The 15,612-nt window shown below is 44.4% G+C and carries 21 protein-coding genes; 19 read left to right on the plus strand and 2 right to left on the minus strand.

All coding sequences use genetic code 11. From position 1 onward, the window contains the following. Nucleotides 1–23: 23 nt before the first annotated feature. The 16 genes from PQG66_RS24475 to PQG66_RS24550 all read left to right on the plus strand — a co-directional run bounded on the left by PQG66_RS24475 (nucleotide 24) and on the right by PQG66_RS24550 (nucleotide 11,362). Complete coding sequence (locus PQG66_RS24475) at nucleotides 24–668, plus strand: adenylate kinase (RefSeq protein ID WP_272040459.1); 645 nt, start codon at nucleotides 24–26, stop codon at nucleotides 666–668. Nucleotides 669–671: 3 nt separating this feature from the next. After that, a complete protein-coding gene (gene map, locus PQG66_RS24480; RefSeq protein ID WP_272040460.1) occupies nucleotides 672–1,424 on the plus strand; it encodes a type I methionyl aminopeptidase in 753 nt (250 codons plus the stop codon). A gap of 10 nt (nucleotides 1,425–1,434) precedes the next feature. After that, nucleotides 1,435–1,743 carry a KOW domain-containing RNA-binding protein gene (locus PQG66_RS24485; protein WP_272040461.1) on the plus strand — a complete coding sequence of 103 codons (309 nt, stop codon included), beginning with the start codon at nucleotides 1,435–1,437 and terminating at the stop codon, nucleotides 1,741–1,743. A gap of 3 nt (nucleotides 1,744–1,746) precedes the next feature. Continuing rightward, nucleotides 1,747–1,962: a translation initiation factor IF-1 gene (infA, locus tag PQG66_RS24490; protein ID WP_017692098.1), complete on the plus strand. Its 216-nt coding sequence runs from the start codon at nucleotides 1,747–1,749 to the stop codon at nucleotides 1,960–1,962. Nucleotides 1,963–2,114: 152 nt separating this feature from the next. Next, the gene (gene rpmJ / locus PQG66_RS24495; protein ID WP_003333770.1) at nucleotides 2,115–2,228 is read left to right on the plus strand and encodes a 50S ribosomal protein L36; all 114 of its coding nucleotides are present in this window, start codon (nucleotides 2,115–2,117) and stop codon (nucleotides 2,226–2,228) included. A 20-nt stretch (nucleotides 2,229–2,248) separates the two neighbouring features. Then, the gene (gene rpsM / locus PQG66_RS24500) at nucleotides 2,249–2,617 is read left to right on the plus strand and encodes a 30S ribosomal protein S13 (RefSeq protein ID WP_095293406.1); all 369 of its coding nucleotides are present in this window, start codon (nucleotides 2,249–2,251) and stop codon (nucleotides 2,615–2,617) included. Between the two features lie 19 nt (nucleotides 2,618–2,636). Beyond that, complete coding sequence (gene rpsK, locus PQG66_RS24505; protein WP_068537278.1) at nucleotides 2,637–3,032, plus strand: 30S ribosomal protein S11; 396 nt, start codon at nucleotides 2,637–2,639, stop codon at nucleotides 3,030–3,032. A 136-nt stretch (nucleotides 3,033–3,168) separates the two neighbouring features. Next, nucleotides 3,169–4,113 carry a DNA-directed RNA polymerase subunit alpha gene (locus PQG66_RS24510; RefSeq protein WP_272040462.1) on the plus strand — a complete coding sequence of 315 codons (945 nt, stop codon included), beginning with the start codon at nucleotides 3,169–3,171 and terminating at the stop codon, nucleotides 4,111–4,113. Nucleotides 4,114–4,148: 35 nt separating this feature from the next. Continuing rightward, nucleotides 4,149–4,514 (plus strand): 50S ribosomal protein L17, encoded by a 366-nt coding sequence (rplQ, locus tag PQG66_RS24515; RefSeq protein WP_017692102.1) that lies wholly within the window; start codon nucleotides 4,149–4,151, stop codon nucleotides 4,512–4,514. Between the two features lie 161 nt (nucleotides 4,515–4,675). Next, nucleotides 4,676–5,449, plus strand: coding sequence for a tRNA pseudouridine(38-40) synthase TruA (truA, locus tag PQG66_RS24520; protein ID WP_272040464.1), 774 nt, complete (start codon nucleotides 4,676–4,678; stop codon nucleotides 5,447–5,449). Nucleotides 5,450–5,653: 204 nt separating this feature from the next. Beyond that, nucleotides 5,654–6,091, plus strand: a complete 438-nt coding sequence (gene rplM, locus PQG66_RS24525; RefSeq protein ID WP_272040465.1) for a 50S ribosomal protein L13 — start codon at nucleotides 5,654–5,656, stop codon at nucleotides 6,089–6,091. Nucleotides 6,092–6,110: 19 nt separating this feature from the next. Beyond that, nucleotides 6,111–6,503 carry a 30S ribosomal protein S9 gene (gene rpsI / locus PQG66_RS24530; RefSeq protein ID WP_272040466.1) on the plus strand — a complete coding sequence of 131 codons (393 nt, stop codon included), beginning with the start codon at nucleotides 6,111–6,113 and terminating at the stop codon, nucleotides 6,501–6,503. A gap of 890 nt (nucleotides 6,504–7,393) precedes the next feature. Beyond that, entirely contained in the window at nucleotides 7,394–8,086 is a 693-nt protein-coding gene (locus PQG66_RS24535) for a phosphoadenylyl-sulfate reductase (protein WP_272040467.1), read from the plus strand. 106 nt (nucleotides 8,087–8,192) lie between these two features. Next, entirely contained in the window at nucleotides 8,193–9,362 is a 1,170-nt protein-coding gene (gene sat, locus PQG66_RS24540; RefSeq protein ID WP_272040468.1) for a sulfate adenylyltransferase, read from the plus strand. 68 nt (nucleotides 9,363–9,430) lie between these two features. Then, nucleotides 9,431–10,186, plus strand: a complete 756-nt coding sequence (gene cwlD / locus PQG66_RS24545; protein ID WP_272040469.1) for an N-acetylmuramoyl-L-alanine amidase CwlD — start codon at nucleotides 9,431–9,433, stop codon at nucleotides 10,184–10,186. Between the two features lie 78 nt (nucleotides 10,187–10,264). Further along, nucleotides 10,265–11,362, plus strand: coding sequence for an Mrp/NBP35 family ATP-binding protein (locus PQG66_RS24550; protein ID WP_272040470.1), 1,098 nt, complete (start codon nucleotides 10,265–10,267; stop codon nucleotides 11,360–11,362). A gap of 141 nt (nucleotides 11,363–11,503) precedes the next feature. On the opposite strand, the gene gerD is transcribed toward PQG66_RS24550, so the two are convergent. Continuing rightward, the gene (gerD, locus tag PQG66_RS24555; RefSeq protein ID WP_272040471.1) at nucleotides 11,504–12,250 is read right to left on the minus strand and encodes a spore germination lipoprotein GerD; all 747 of its coding nucleotides are present in this window, start codon (nucleotides 12,248–12,250) and stop codon (nucleotides 11,504–11,506) included. A gap of 125 nt (nucleotides 12,251–12,375) precedes the next feature. On the opposite strand from gerD, the gene PQG66_RS24560 reads away from it, so the two are divergent. Next, complete coding sequence (locus PQG66_RS24560) at nucleotides 12,376–12,990, plus strand: KinB-signaling pathway activation protein (protein WP_272040472.1); 615 nt, start codon at nucleotides 12,376–12,378, stop codon at nucleotides 12,988–12,990. A 204-nt stretch (nucleotides 12,991–13,194) separates the two neighbouring features. On the opposite strand, the gene pdaB is transcribed toward PQG66_RS24560, so the two are convergent. Further along, a complete protein-coding gene (gene pdaB / locus PQG66_RS24565) occupies nucleotides 13,195–13,971 on the minus strand; it encodes a polysaccharide deacetylase family sporulation protein PdaB (protein WP_272040473.1) in 777 nt (258 codons plus the stop codon). Between the two features lie 124 nt (nucleotides 13,972–14,095). On the opposite strand from pdaB, the gene PQG66_RS24570 reads away from it, so the two are divergent. Then, on the plus strand, nucleotides 14,096–14,713 hold the full coding sequence (locus tag PQG66_RS24570) for a stage II sporulation protein M (RefSeq protein ID WP_272040474.1): 618 nt from the start codon (nucleotides 14,096–14,098) through the stop codon (nucleotides 14,711–14,713). 168 nt (nucleotides 14,714–14,881) lie between these two features. After that, a complete protein-coding gene (locus PQG66_RS24575) occupies nucleotides 14,882–15,112 on the plus strand; it encodes a hypothetical protein (RefSeq protein WP_272040476.1) in 231 nt (76 codons plus the stop codon). Nucleotides 15,113–15,612 lie beyond the last annotated feature (500 nt).

Here is a 15,612-nt window from a genome sequence, read left to right on the forward strand (position 1 = left end):
AGTCTTGGAGGGAGTGACATAACGTGAACATCCTATTCATGGGCCCTCCGGGGGCAGGAAAAGGTACGCAAGCAGACGTCATTGTGAAAGAGTTCGGTATTCCCCATATTTCAACAGGCGATGCATTTCGTCTAGCGATTAAACAGGGAACTCCCATTGGTTTGAAAGCCAAGGAATATATGGATCAAGGATTACTTGTACCAGATGATGTAACCATCGGCATCGTTGAAGAACGTTTGCAGCAGCCGGACTGCAGAGAAGGTTTTCTTTTGGATGGATTTCCAAGAACCTTATCTCAGGCTGAGGCGCTCGATGGCATCCTGGGACGACTGAACTCAGGTCTTGATCATGTGATCAACCTGAAAGTGGATCGCAATAAATTGCTCGCTCGTTTAACGGGTCGTCGCATTTGTAAAAACTGCGGATCCACGTATCATGTCGTATTTAATCCACCGAAGCAGGAAGGTACTTGTGATAAATGCGGCGGCGAGTTATACCAACGCTCGGATGACAATGAAGAGAGTGTGGGTACTCGTTTGGACGAATATATCAATAAAACAGCACCACTCCTCACATTCTACGAAACTAAAGGTCTTCTTCGTCAAATCGACGGAGAGCAGGATATCGATCAAGTTTCTCAAGAAATCGTGTCCTTGTTGAGAGGTTAATTGATGATCATTGGTAAGTCTGAAACGGAACTGGGTTTGATGAGAGAAGCAGGGAGAATTGTTGCTGAAACGCATCGTCTCTTGGCAGATCATATCGCTCCTGGTATCACGACTGGCGAACTTGACCATATGGCAGATCAATTTATCCGCAGTCAAGGAGCTATACCATCTTTCAAAGGTTATAACGGTTTCCCTGCCAGTGTGTGCGCTTCAGTGAATGAAGAGTTGGTACATGGATTTCCCGGCAAACGCAAGTTGAACGAGGGCGATATCGTTACGTTTGACATTGGCGCGCAGTACCAGGGGTATCATGGAGATTCTGCCTGGACTTATCCGGTTGGCCGTATTTCCGAGGAAGCCCGTCGTCTTCTGGACGTCACCGAGGCTTCATTATACGCAGGTCTGGCGCTGGTAAAACCAGATGTTCGCTTGTTTACAATATCTCATGCAATTCAGAAATATGTCGAAGATGAGGGATTCTCAGTCGTTCGTGAATATGTCGGTCACGGCATTGGAGCGAATTTGCACGAGGAACCATCAATTCCGAACTATGGTCTTCCTGATCGTGGTCCAAGGTTAAAGGCTGGGATGGTGCTAGCTATTGAGCCGATGGTGAACGCAGGTAGACGGTATGTGAAAACGTTGGAAGATAACTGGACTGTCGTTACAGCTGATGGATCGTTATGTGCCCACTTTGAACACACCGTAGCAGTTACACCTGAGGGAATGGAAATTTTCACAAAATTGAACGTGTAGGTGATTAGGCATGAACAATCCGTCGAATCCGCAGCTCGGTCAACTTGTGAAGATCCGTAAAGGCCGCGATGCGGACCAAGCCGCAGTAATTGTTGCTATAGTGGACAATAGGTTCGTATATATTGCGGATGGAGACAAACGAAAGTTTGACCAACCCAAGAAGAAGAATATTCTTCATCTTGAACTTCAGCCCATGATTAGCAGTGAGGTTGTAAACAGTTTAAACGAGAGTGGTCGGGTGACAAATGGAAAGCTCCGCTATGCGGTTCATTCGTTTTTGGAATCCACCAACATTCAAGCTGAAGAGAAAGGAGACTGACTCATGGCCAAGGAAGATGTCATTGAAGTGGAAGGCACGGTTCTTGAACCACTGCCGAATGCAACGTTTAAGGTTGAGCTTGAGAATGGTCATCAAATTCTCGCTCACGTTTCCGGAAAGTTGCGGATGCACTTCATCCGTATCCTGACTGGAGACAAAGTAGTTGTTCAGTTATCGCCTTACGATCTAACAAAAGGTCGTATAACTTACCGTAAATAGTAGTAGACAGTTGCAATGAACTGTGAAGCTTATTTAGCGGGTTTTGCCCGGCAAAACTTGCGAAAGCTTCGAAGCCGGTTTTACAATAGTAGAACGAGGTCAATGCTTACGAAGAGGGTTTTGCTAAGCAAAACTTTGAGGAGGTAATTCACATGAAGGTAAGACCTTCGGTCAAGCCAATTTGCGAAAAATGCAAAGTCATTCGCCGCAAAGGGAATGTAATGGTTATCTGTGAAAATCCAAAACACAAACAAAAACAAGGTTAATGAAGGGGGTGTAGCGTAAAATGGCACGTATAGCTGGTGTGGATTTGCCACGAGATAAGCGCGTTGAGATCGCCTTGACTTATATTTTCGGAATCGGTAAAACGACTTCCCAGAAAATTCTGAGCTCTACAGGCATCAATCCGGACACTCGTGTTCGTGATTTGACGGAAGATGAAGTCAGCAAATTGCGTGAAAGTATCGACAAAGAGGTCAAAGTAGAAGGTGACCTGCGTCGTGAAATCTCTTTGAATATTAAACGTTTGACGGAGATCGGTTGTTACCGTGGAGTTCGTCATCGTCGTGGTCTGCCTGTTCGTGGACAACGTACGAAAACGAATGCTCGTACTCGTAAAGGTCCTCGTCGTACAGTAGCGAACAAGAAGAAATAATAAGGGGGGATAAGAGAAAATGGCTAAACCGAAAAAAGTCGTACGTACTAAACGTCGTGACCGTAAAAATATTGAATCTGGCGTGGCACATATCCGTTCCACTTTCAATAACACTATCGTTACTATTACGGATCCTCACGGAAACGCGATTTCGTGGGCAAGCTCCGGCGGCCTCGGATTCAGAGGTTCCCGTAAATCGACTCCGTTTGCTGCACAAATGGCTGCTGAGACTGCTGCCAAAGCTGCAATGGAACATGGGATGAAATCCGTTGAGGTTATGGTTAAAGGACCAGGTGCAGGTCGTGAAGCAGCAATTCGCTCTTTGCAAGCTGCTGGTCTTGAAGTTAACCTGATCAAAGACGTAACTCCAGTCCCACATAACGGATGCCGTCCTCCAAAACGTCGTCGTGTCTAATGAGATTTGCCCCTGCGTGTGGTATACTTCCGGCACAATCTGCTAATAATGGTTGTTTAGGCATACTACTACATGTTTTCGCAAGAGAAGGTAAATGTTTCATAAAGGACCGACGTTTTGAAGGAGGGGTATTGCAGTGATAGAAATCGAAAAGCCGAAAATTGAGACGGTAGACGTCAACGATGATGGCACCTATGGGAAATTCGTAGTAGAACCGCTGGAGCGCGGATACGGTACGACGCTTGGAAACTCGCTTCGCCGAATCCTGCTCTCATCACTGCCGGGTGCGGCAGTGTCTTCGGTTCAAATCGACGGCGTTCTGCATGAATTTGCTACAGTTCCTGGCGTAATGGAAGACGTTACAGAGATTATCCTTAACCTGAAAGCTTTGTCGCTCAAAATTCACTCTGACGAGGAGAAAGTGCTCGAGATTGATGCTGAAGGCGAAGGAGCAATCACGGCTGGAGATATTCGTGCTGATTCCGATGTGGAAATCCTTAACCCGGATCTTCACATTGCTACGCTTGGACCAGGTTCGAGACTTCACATGCGTATTTTTGCCAATCGCGGTCGCGGCTACGTCCAGGCAGATCGGAATAAACGCGATGACCAGCCGATCGGCGTCATCCCTGTCGATTCCATCTTCACCCCGATTAGCCGTGTAAACTACGGTGTGGAAAATACGCGTGTAGGCCAAGTAACCAACTATGACAAGCTCACGTTGGAAGTTTGGACTGACGGAAGTATTCGTCCTGAAGAAGCTGTAAGCCTCGGCGCTAAAATTTTGACCGAACATTTGATGCTCTTCGTGGGTCTTACAGACGAAGCGAAAGATGCAGAGATTATGGTTGAAAAAGAAGAAGACAAAAAAGAAAAAGTACTTGAAATGACGATTGAAGAGCTGGATCTCTCTGTTCGTTCTTACAACTGCCTCAAACGTGCTGGTATTAATACCGTACAAGAGCTGACTACGAAAACGGAAGAAGACATGATGAAAGTCCGTAACCTCGGACGCAAGTCTTTGGAAGAAGTTCAAGAGAAGCTTGAGGAACTTGGTTTGGGACTTCGTACAGAAGAATAGACAGCTAGAGTGCTTGAAGTGAAGGAGGGAAAACAATGGCATACCAAAAGTTGGGCCGTAATTCCAGCGCACGTAAAGCTTTGTTTCGTGACCTGGTAACTGACCTGTTCTTATATGAGCGCATTCAGACAACTGAAGCGAAAGCAAAAGAGGTTCGCTCTATTGCAGAAAAACTGATCACTAAGGCGAAAAAGGGAGATCTTCATGCCCGTCGCCAAGTGGCAGCTTATGTTCGCCGCGAAACGATCGATGGTGAGCAAGATGCAATCCAAAAACTGTTTAGCGAATTGTCCGGTCGTTACGCTGAGCGTCCAGGTGGATACACTCGTATTCTGAAACTGGGACCTCGTCGTGGTGACGCAGCGCCTATGGTTTACTTGGAACTGGTAGACCGCGCGTAATACAGATGTGAGATGAGGAAAGGGGACAGAGTCCATCGATTCTGGTTTAACCCTTTTTTTCTCTTCATATCGGAATTCGTGCTGTAAATGAAGCTCCGTAAGGGGCTTCTTTTGCTGTTCGGGATAGGGTTATGTATAGTATGGAACAAAGGTGTGGTAATATGCGCAACTTATGTATGACGGTAACTTATGATGGGACGGCCTATTATGGTTTTCAAGTACAACCAGGAGGCAATACCATTCAGGACCATCTTGAAGAAGCCATTCGGGCATTAACTGGTGAGACGGTTAAAATCACAGGTTCAGGCCGAACGGATGCAGGTGTTCACGCCCGTAGACAAATCTTCAACTTCCCAACAGTGTCTCAGATTCCGGTAGAACGATGGTGTTTAGCACTCAACTCCAGATTGCCATCTGATATTGTTGTCATTGATGCAATGGAGGTACCGTTAGATTTTCATTCTCGTTATGCAGCGAAAAAGAAAACCTACCGATATACAATTAATGCTAATCAATTCCCGGACGTCTTTAATAGAAGACTACAGCATCATCATCATGCTAAGTTGGACATCGCTGCAATGGAGGAGGGCCTACGTCATTTCATAGGCACATATGACTTTACGTCTTTTGCTTCACGCAAGTCTCAGAAAGAGAATCATGTACGTTCGGTATACGAAGCATGGATAGAAGTGGATCGTTCAATGTGCAGAGACCATCCGCGCGATCAGGGTGTCATTCATATTTATGTGAGTGGTAACGGCTTTTTGCAGCATATGGTACGGATCATTGTAGGAACACTGCTGGAGATCGGAGAGGGCAAACGGAAAGCCTCTGATGTACCGAATATGATTGCTGCGTGTAATCGTTCTGCTGCAGGACCTACTGCAGTTAGTTGCGGATTGATGCTCTGGGATCTTGAGTACAAAAAAGATTGAATTCCGCGCGTAAAAAGCTTAATTTATGCTTGCGATTTAATCGCCTATCATGTAATATAAAAGTTGTGTTTTCTTAATGGCTTTCCCACAGCCCCAATTAAGAGGTTCACATCGTAACAACTATCCATCAACACCTAAAGTTATCACTTAACGAATGAAGATAAATGAAAATGATGATATTGAACATTTAAGGAGGAACTTTTCATGCGTACTACGTACATGGCGAAGCCTAACGAAGTTGAGCGCCAATGGCACATCATTGATGCTGAAGGCAAAACCCTCGGACGTTTGGCAAGCGAAGCAGCTGCTTTGATCCGCGGCAAACACAAGCCCCAATTCACTCCACATGTGGACACTGGCGATTTCGTTGTTATCATCAATGCAGAGAAAATTGTATTGACTGGTAACAAAATGCAAGATAAAAAATACTACCGTCACTCTATGCACACAGGTGGTTTGAAAGTAACATCTGCTGAAGAGATGGTTAAAAACAAACCTGAACGTATGTTGGAATTGGCTGTTCGCGGTATGCTTCCTAAAACTCGCATGGGCGAGAAAATGAAGCTGAGGCTTAAAGCGTACAGAGGTACTGAGCATCCACACGCAGCACAAAAACCAGAAGTTTACGAACTTCGCGGTTAATTAAAAGGAGGACAGTTTCATGGCACAAGTACAATACTATGGGACAGGTCGTCGTAAACATTCGGTAGCACGTGTTCGCCTTGTACCGGGTGAAGGACGCATTGTCATCAATAAACGTGATATTAATGAATACTTTGGTTTGGAAACACTCAAACTGATCGTAAAACAACCACTGACTTTGACAGAAACGCTCACAAACTATGACGTTTTGGTTATCGCTCATGGTGGCGGAATCTCCGGTCAAGCCGGCGCAATCCGTCATGGTATCTCCCGCGCTCTGCTCAAAGCAGATCCGGAATATCGTTCATCCCTGAAAAAAGCAGGATTCCTGACTCGTGACCCTCGTATGAAAGAGCGTAAAAAATACGGTCTTAAAGCGGCTCGTCGCGCACCTCAGTTCTCCAAACGTTAATATGTCCAAAAGCTCTTGGCTTCTGCCAAGGGCTTTTTTTATAATGAATCAAAGTGGGTTTAGTTGCACTGTATTGATCCTTTCTGTAATGTTCCTTTGAGTATTGATCCTTTATTCATCGTAAGGTGGTTGTTAACACTGCCTGGACAATTTACGAAATGAAAAGGAATGTCCAATAAAATGTTCTTTGGCCGAGGAACTTATCTGATTGACCTCATATCAATCTCTTTTAAGTCCATCCATTATATTCACTTCCTTACGTAGCTTGCTATCGACTTCCATACCTAACTTACACATTCAACCTCTATTGTTTGCTCCCAGTAAGGAGTATGCCTGCCTGTACATATCCTTGTTATTGTGCTTTAAATACCTTCTACATTCTCAATACTGTTTTAATACTCTTTTATGATCACCCTGGATTTGAATTCTATATCTCACGTTTCCACATTGTTTGATTATCAGTTTTTCTTATAAATACGATAAAGTGAGCTTACTTTAATTATCAGTTGCATCAACCGTTTAACAAGAACTAATGAGCTTTATAAGAATCATTATGTCTGTGGATCTACTTTATACTTATGAAATTATGGCGGACTGATGATGTTATAAATCCAACGGCGACAACAGTTTTGGAGTATAAGTCACGTGTGCCCTCTAAAAATTCTCCCTTAGGAGATCTCTGCATTATTCCATATATTTTTCATCTGTAAGCCTGTTATACATGCGGATCTTTTTAGTGGTAGGTTGTAACAACTTTGATGAATGGATCGATTATACCAGATGGTAGGCATTGACATGCGGAGTGAAAGTTTTATACTATACATAAATAATTCATATTTGATTAGTCGGCTTTGTTTCATTTGTAGATCATGAATGGGGGAAATGGAATAATGAATTTGTTGGAAAAGGAAGAACTAGCACGCACGAAGGCTGAAGAACTGGAGCATGCAAGTCCAGAAGATATTATTCGCTATGCGATCGAGACATTCCCGAATATCACATTTGCGTGTAGCTTTGGTGCAGAGGATGTAGTACTGGTAGATATGTTGCAAAAAATCAGCCCTTCTACTGATATCTTTTATCTGGATACGGATTTTCATTTCCAGGAAACATATGCTACACGTGATCGGATGCAAGAAAAGTATAATCTTGATTTTGTTAGAGTATCACCAAAAATTACACCTGAAGAGCAAGCTGCTGAGCATGGTGAAGAGTTGTGGAAATCCGACCCTAACGCTTGTTGCAACATTCGTAAAGTGGAACCACTGACGCGTATTCTATCGCAATATGATGCATGGATTACAGGCATCCGCAGAGATCAGGCACCAACACGTGCGAATGCGAAGAAGGTAGAATATGATACGAAGTTTGGACTGATGAAATTTAATCCTATTGCACATTGGACGAGTGAGGATGTGTGGGAATACATTCGTGCCAATAACGTGATATATAACCCACTGCATGATCAGAACTATCCGAGTATCGGCTGCGAGTACTGTACACGTCAGGTTATGCCTGGCGAAGATCCGCGTGCGGGACGCTGGTCCGGCAATGATAAAACGGAGTGCGGGCTTCATAAATAAGAATGTAAGATACCTCAACGTCTTAACCCATATAAAAATCAATTGGATTTGAATTAATAAGCGGTTTTCACCACTATAATGGATGTAGAATTAAGGAGCTGACAAGATGACTTCGATTTTGCCTCATGGAGGTACGCTGGTACAGCGTGTCGTAGAAGGAGAAGAACGTGAGCAACTATTGCAGGAAAGTAAAAGCCTGAACGCATTACAGATTAATACCTGGACGATCTCAGATTTAGACTTGATTGGAGTAGGTGCATTCTCGCCGCTTCAGGGATTTATGAACGAGGAAGATTATCAATCGGTAGTTTCTCGGATGCGGTTGGCTGATGGTACGGTATGGAGTATACCCATTACACTTGCTGTAGACGAGCAGCGGGCTTCCACTCTTCGTAAAGGTGAAACTGTAGCGCTTGTTGGTGAAGCGGATGGGGTAACGTATGGTTTGCTGGAAGTTCAGAGCATCTATCAGGTGGATCAGGGTGAGGAAGCACGCCGTGTTTTCAAAACCGATGATCCTGAACATCCTGGTGTGAAAAAACTGTTGGAGCGTCCTGCAACGTATGTGGGAGGTCCGATTCAAGTATTGAACCGTCCGAAACCGGCCAAATTTGAAGATTTCTATTATGATCCGGCAGAGACACGCAACATTTTTCAGGAAAAAGGCTGGAAGACCGTTGTTGGTTTTCAGACACGTAACCCTGTTCATCGAGCGCATGAGTATATTCAGAAAAGTGCGATGGAGATCGTTGATGCACTCTTCCTTAATCCGCTTGTGGGCGAAACGAAATCGGATGATGTACCTGCGAATGTGCGCATGAAGAGTTACTTGGTACTACTGGAAAACTATTATCCAGCGGATCGTGCGTTTTTGGGTGTATTCCCGGCTGCAATGCGCTATGCTGGACCACGTGAAGCTATTTTCCATGCGATGGTACGTAAAAACTATGGCTGTACGCACTTTATTGTAGGCCGTGATCATGCGGGTGTAGGTGATTATTATGGTACTTATGAAGCGCAAGAGATCTTCTCTAACTTTACGACAGAGGAACTGGGCATTACACCATTGTTCTTTGAACACAGCTTTTTCTGCACAAAATGTGGAAACATGGCTTCAAGCAAAACTTGTCCGCATGACAAGGAGCATCATCTGACTCTGTCGGGAACGAAGGTACGTGGATTGCTTCGCGACGGAAAATGTCCGCCACCTGAATTCACACGTCCTGAGGTTGCTGAGGTACTGATTGAAGGTATGGCAGAGCAAGTCCATTCCTAAAGGGTATATTTGTCCATCTTGTCCCATATAGATGATTAGAGTCATTTATAGGGACGAGGTGGTTTTTTATGCGCAAAAATATGGGGAAGCATCTGGTGGTCTGGGTACGGTTAAAGACAGTGAAGAGGGTTATGCTCAGTCTGTGTTTGCTGGCGATGTTTGTGGCGGTTGTCTCCTATGAGATGCCCTCTGCCAAAACGTCAGGATATTGGAGTCTGCCTCTGGCTGGAAAGGTGATTGCCATTGATGCAGGTCATGGAGGACCAGATGGGGGCGCTGTGAGCAGACAAGGAGTTATCGAGAAGGATATTAACTTGTCCATTGCACTATATGTCAGGGACTATTTACAGCAGGCAGGAGCTCTTGTTGTGATGACACGTGAAATCGATAAGGATCTGGCCGATGAGGGAACGAGAGGATACTCCAAACGGAAAACCGAAGATCTCAAAAAGAGAGTCAGACAGATTGAAGATAAACAAGCCGATTTATTTATTAGCATTCATATGAACAGTGTTCCCTCTAATCGCTGGAGTGGTGCACAAGTCTTCTACACGCCTAATCATCCTGATAACGAAGGACTGGCCAATCTGCTTCAAGCCGAGATGATTCGAAATTTGGAAAATACAGACCGGATCGCGAAAACGGTAAATACCGTTTATCTGCTGCAAGCTCTGAAAATCCCGTCAGCTCTCGTTGAGGTGGGCTTCTTGTCTCATCCCGAAGAAGCACGCCTGCTGGCTGAAGAAGCATACCAACGGAAAGTAGCTGCGTCTATTTATAACGGGATTCTTCGATATTCTGCAGGGGAACGTCCGAAAAGTTAGTCATAAGAAGAAAGGTAGTGCTATAATTGGGACAGCATACCTAATACATGCCAATAGATAAAACCGAGGTGCTGTCTGATGTTATCAAAAGAACAGATACTTGAACTTTTACAGCCATTACAGGAGCCGCAGCTTGGACTAAGCTTGACGGAACTGGGATGGATTCGTGACATTATGGTGAAAGAACATCATGTGGCACTAAGCATGGTGACACTGGAGAATCGGCCAGAAGATGCAACCGCTTTAACGGATGCTGCACGTAACCTGCTTTCCCAGCACGGAGTGAAGGATGTACATATCCGCACACGTGCTGCGTCAGAGCATGACCGTCAGAGCCTTAATATGGAGCAGGCAGAACAGGATCAGGATGAAGTGCTTGTAAAGGGACATGCAGCGGGTCTGGATGGACATGAGCTCTTAAGTCCCGAATCAGGAGTTCGTTTTATTGCCGTAGCTAGTGGTAAGGGCGGCGTGGGTAAATCAACCGTCACTGTTAATCTGGCTGCAGCTTTGGCACGTCAAGGGAAGAAAGTGGGCCTCATTGATGCTGATATTTATGGTTTCAGTGTGCCTGATATGATGGGGATTGAAGAATATCCGGTCGTTGAAGACGGTGTGATTCAACCGGTCGAACGTTTTGGCGTCAAAGTGATGTCTATGGGTTTCTTCATTCGGGAAAATAATCCGGTGATCTGGCGTGGCCCAATGCTTGGGCGGATGTTACGTCAGTTCTTCACAGATGTTCAGTGGGGTGAGCTGGATTACATGCTATTGGATTTGCCACCAGGTACAGGGGATGTTGCGCTAGACGTACATCAGATGTTGCCGCAGAGCAAAGAAATTATCGTTACCACTCCACATGCAACTGCAGCCTTTGTAGCGGCGCGTGCGGGAGCGATGGCCATTCAAACGGAACACGAGCTGTTAGGTGTAGTGGAGAACATGGCTTACTATGAATGTGGCAAATGTGGGGAGAAGGAGTATGTCTTTGGGCGTGGCGGGGGCGGACGTCTTGCTGAGAGTTTGCACACGGTATTGCTTGCTCAGATTCCGCTAGGTGCTCCGGATAACCATCCTTCTGAGCCCGACTTCTCGCCGTCCGTATACAAGGCAGAGACAGCCATCGGAGCTATTTACGACGAGGTCGCCCGTTCGATAGAGACTAAGTTCGACTAAGAGTTTTAAATTGAGAGCTTTAATAAAATAACAAATAAAAGCCTGCGTCCTTTGGATGCAGGCTTTTGATATGATCTCAAGGTGAGTCTTCGTCCCTTCTCAAATCGGTAACACCTCTGAGATCTGTATAAAAGCATCGTGTTATGAACCTCCACCTTCACCGGAGTCACCGCTTCCTCCAGAATCACCACTGCCACCATCTCCACTGCCCTGACCACCGGATTCCTGCCCCTTTTGTCCGCCACCACTCTCCGTTTTAGGCTGAAGCTCTTCTTGTACCACTTTTTTTAGCAAAGAAAGGACTTCGAGTCGAAATAAAGGGTTTTGCATGACTTCCTGCATAACTGTCATGGTCTGCTTACGGTATTCCGGCGCTTTGGTCATATCCATAAACATCTTGGATACCTCAGGTGATTTCATGATATCCCCAATCGATTTTTGGTACGTTGGATCTTTGATCAATTGCATATGCAGTTGTTTGCTCTGTGTGTTGATTGCTTTGGCAAATTCACCTGCGAATTGAGGATCGGTCATGATCTTTTCGAATTCCTTTTGGTATTCAGGAGCGGTGATGGTATCTTTCACAGCAATACGTATTTGTTCGGAAGATTGCATAGGCATTAACATTTTCATACCCACCGTTCCTGAACCGCCACCTGAGCCCTCACCTGAACTGCTACCACCACCACCACCAGATGAGCTTTGACCCGTTAGAGCTTCTTCCACCGCTTTTTTGCCTTCGTCACTTTTCAAAATATCTACGACCATGGTTTTCATCTCTTTATAACTGCCCTGAGGAGGCGAAGAACTCTGATCTGAACCGCAGCCGGCAAGCATGACGGATAGCCCGAATACAACGCAGCATAGCTGCAACATAGGCCTTTTCATGTATACAATCCCTCCTTGATAAGATACTGGATGTAGTATGTGATGGGAAAGGGGGAAATATGTTGAGCAATGATGGTTTTTTGCTGAGAAGGTTGGTAAAATAAACTCTCGGGGGTGGAAAACATTTGAATTTACGTAGATGGTTTTTCCTGTTTTGGACAGCCTTGCTTATTGGTGCCGCAGGAGCGTTAGGTACGGGTTTGATTATGATGTTAGTGAACGGTGAAAAAACGAACGGCATTGCAGATTTCATGCTATATCTTCTGATCTTGTTTGGTTCCGGAGTGATGATTAGTGTTTATTCACAAATGGGTTTCTTCGCATATCTCATATTAAATTATATGGGGAAAGGTGTGTTTCCAAGGCGTGGCTGGCAAATTGTGCAGATCGTGCTGACGGTGTTGGCATTGCTAGACATTATGTTCCTGCGATTGTTTGTTGGAGGAGACCGAGAGCGTATCTCAGACATTGTGTTGGGATTGGTCATTTTGGCGGCTGCAATTGTTACCGCTTACGTGAAAGTGAAACAGACGCATGTATCCGCACTAGTGCCAACGCTTTTTTTCATGATCGCCGTAACTGCAGTGGAAACCATCGGTGTACTACGCATTGATGTTAATGCAGCGACTATCTTTATTGTGATCCCTTTGCTCTTATGTAATGCATACCAAATGCTAATTCTGCATAAACTGGTCGAACGTTCTCAAGAAAGGTCGGTAGAATCTGCCCTAAGCCGTTAAACATAGGATGAGCAGAGAAACGTCGTCGACTAGGGTAGTTCTTCATACAACGAAATGAAAAAAAGGCTGTCCCTCCATCATCTATGATGAACTTGGGATAGCCTCTTCAACTTTTTAGTAATATGGCCTGATTAAGGAGTAGACGGTTGAAAAACCGCGTTTGAGAAACTTAGCAGTGCTTATTAATACTTTCTTTTTTGCATTTTATAAGCCGCTGGCTTGATCACGGACCTCCTTACCCTCTAAACTGGAGTGACTGAGCAGCTCGGATACCGTTGCAAATTCATATCCCTGATTTTTTAATTTTTCAATAATGACTGGCAGTGCTTCGTGAGTCTGTTTCGAGGAATCACTTGCATGGAGCAAGACGATATCACCAGGATGGGCTTTGCTAACGACACGATCAACGATGGTCTGTACACCTGGGTTCTTCCAATCCAGGGAGTCGGTATCCCACTGGACAACCTGATAATTTAGACTGTTCGCTACCTGGAGCACACGTTTATCAAAGTCACCGTTAGGCAATCGCAATAGTTTCGGTTCTTTTCCCGTCAAATCGGTTAAAATGCTGTGAGCTGTTGAAATCTCCTTACGGATCTGTTCTTCAGTCAAGCTGCTGTAGTTCTCGTGCCGGTGTCCGTGACTGCCAATTTCATATCCAGCTTCTTTGATGGCGGTAACGATCTCCGGGTGAGTTTTGCTCCAAGGTGAGGAGAGGAAGAAGGTGGCCTTCTGTACTTTGTTCTCCTGAAGAACCTTTAAAATGGGCTCTGTTCGTTTATCTCCCCAGCTAATGTCGAAGGTGAGTGCTATGACCTTTTTGTCGGTTGGAACACTGTAAACGGCGGAAGGTGCTTCTTCCGAGAAAACAGAGACATTGCCGCTTTCCAGATAGATAATACCGATTGCAAAGATGGCAGCAACGAGCACAATCAGATTACGTTTGATTTTTTTGCCACTAAATACATAGAACGAGTTCATTTCGCTAAGCGCCCCTCTCCCATTAAAGAAATGCTTGTTTACTTTTCAATGTATGCTCGTACCGTCCAGTTATTCGTTTTACATCGTTGTTTGTCCATCATTTCAATATTAATAGGAGGTTGTTATGTTAACATTCAGTACGTTTATGAGAGATATGAGCAGAATTCGAGGAGTAATACTCTGGTCATTTTTATTGTTTGCTGTGGGGATTGGAGCAGGGTGGATAAGTACAGGGCCATTAGAGCAGTTACTTTTGAATCAAATTGAAGGTCTGCGCCAAGTCAGCCAACAACTGGAGCAAGGTGGAAATGTGCAATTGAATTTCTTTTTACTTATCTTTTTTAATAATGCGATCAAAAGTGTGTTGGTCATCTATGCAGGGGTATTCTTCGGCATCTTACCGATTATCTTTCTGCTTATTAACGGAATGGTGCTGGGCTTTGTTGTACACACCACGATGAATTATGGCGCGAGCTTTTTTGATATCGTTGTTAAGGGGTTACTCCCGCATGGGATTATTGAAATCCCCGTTATTATTATTGCCTGCGCATTTGGGTTGAAGTTTGGTGGGTTATCGGTACGCAGTCTTTCGCAACTGGGGAGCGATAAACGTGCATCGATCGGGGCTCGGTGGAAAGAGTTTATGAGAATGACGTTAACGGCAAGCTTTTGGATCGTTATTCTGCTTCTTATTGCTGCAGTTATTGAGAGTACACTGACATATGCGCTAGTAAGAGGTTAAATTCTCTTGTGAAATTTATGGTATCCAGCATTCATAATTTCCAAGAAAATTGACCATAACAATAAAACGGGTTTCAGCATTGCCAATCTAAAGACCTGTTTCAAAACACATTTTGCTGAAACAACGTAGTGTGACTATAGAGGCTATGCACAAAAAGGAGAACTCTTAATGCTGGGTATGCTATTTAACGAGAAGGAATGCAGAGAGCTGGACTACGTATTGCGCAAGGAACTGGATGAAATGTTATTCGATCTGAGTGACCATCGTCTTGACCAGGAGATTAAATATGCGATAGCAAATCGATACAAGACCGTATTCCGTATGTATGCACGATTTGCCCCGCCTAAAGAGTTATCTAAATATGCAAGAGGCGGCAAATTAAAACACTCCAAGCCGTGAAGTAAGGCTATATATACATCTTTGAAGATAAGGCGAGGTGTTTTTCTCTCTGTAGAGTCTGTACCTCGCATTCTCTTCTGTATAAAAAGAGACAAAGAACATTTTGTCGAAATAGGGTTGACCTTTCCTGTACAATATGATAAATTAACTTTCGTTCCGTTTTTAAGGAACCGTTTGATGAGACAAGTTGTTTAAATAGTTGATTTAGAAACTGTTGAAAAATAAAGCTTGCACAGAAAACGTAGATGTGATACATTATAAAAGTCGCCGCTGAAACAAAGTGGTGATGAAAAAGCAAGGTTTGATCTTTGAAAACTGAACAACGAGTGAGTAATGATCTTGCTTGCGAGATCGAATGTGAAGGTTTTTGTACATGCCGTCAGGCTGTATGAAAACTGGAACAACAATGAGATTTATAATCTCGTCAGATTCAAAATGAGCTAATCGCTCTTTTCAATACTTTATTGGAGAGTTTGATCCTGGCTCAGGACGAACGCTGG

Origin of the sequence: Paenibacillus sp. JJ-100 (genome assembly GCF_948329825.1) — a bacterium.
GTDB lineage: Bacteria > Bacillota > Bacilli > Paenibacillales > Paenibacillaceae > Paenibacillus.

Coding starts and splice junctions, on each gene's coding strand:
- pdaB (WP_272040473.1), bottom strand. CDS start 13,971: ATGAACTCGTTCTATGTATTTAGTGGCAAAAAAATCAAACGTAATCTG.
- rpsM (WP_095293406.1), top strand. CDS start 2,249: ATGGCACGTATAGCTGGTGTGGATTTGCCACGAGATAAGCGCGTTGAG.
- gerD (WP_272040471.1), bottom strand. CDS start 12,250: ATGAAAAGGCCTATGTTGCAGCTATGCTGCGTTGTATTCGGGCTATCC.
- infA (WP_017692098.1), top strand. CDS start 1,747: ATGGCCAAGGAAGATGTCATTGAAGTGGAAGGCACGGTTCTTGAACCA.
- PQG66_RS24570 (WP_272040474.1), top strand. CDS start 14,096: ATGTTAACATTCAGTACGTTTATGAGAGATATGAGCAGAATTCGAGGA.
- rpsK (WP_068537278.1), top strand. CDS start 2,637: ATGGCTAAACCGAAAAAAGTCGTACGTACTAAACGTCGTGACCGTAAA.
- PQG66_RS24485 (WP_272040461.1), top strand. CDS start 1,435: ATGAACAATCCGTCGAATCCGCAGCTCGGTCAACTTGTGAAGATCCGT.
- PQG66_RS24575 (WP_272040476.1), top strand. CDS start 14,882: ATGCTGGGTATGCTATTTAACGAGAAGGAATGCAGAGAGCTGGACTAC.
- truA (WP_272040464.1), top strand. CDS start 4,676: ATGCGCAACTTATGTATGACGGTAACTTATGATGGGACGGCCTATTAT.
- map (WP_272040460.1), top strand. CDS start 672: ATGATCATTGGTAAGTCTGAAACGGAACTGGGTTTGATGAGAGAAGCA.
- PQG66_RS24550 (WP_272040470.1), top strand. CDS start 10,265: ATGTTATCAAAAGAACAGATACTTGAACTTTTACAGCCATTACAGGAG.
- rpmJ (WP_003333770.1), top strand. CDS start 2,115: ATGAAGGTAAGACCTTCGGTCAAGCCAATTTGCGAAAAATGCAAAGTC.
- rplM (WP_272040465.1), top strand. CDS start 5,654: ATGCGTACTACGTACATGGCGAAGCCTAACGAAGTTGAGCGCCAATGG.
- sat (WP_272040468.1), top strand. CDS start 8,193: ATGACTTCGATTTTGCCTCATGGAGGTACGCTGGTACAGCGTGTCGTA.
- rplQ (WP_017692102.1), top strand. CDS start 4,149: ATGGCATACCAAAAGTTGGGCCGTAATTCCAGCGCACGTAAAGCTTTG.
- cwlD (WP_272040469.1), top strand. CDS start 9,431: ATGCGCAAAAATATGGGGAAGCATCTGGTGGTCTGGGTACGGTTAAAG.
- PQG66_RS24535 (WP_272040467.1), top strand. CDS start 7,394: ATGAATTTGTTGGAAAAGGAAGAACTAGCACGCACGAAGGCTGAAGAA.
- rpsI (WP_272040466.1), top strand. CDS start 6,111: ATGGCACAAGTACAATACTATGGGACAGGTCGTCGTAAACATTCGGTA.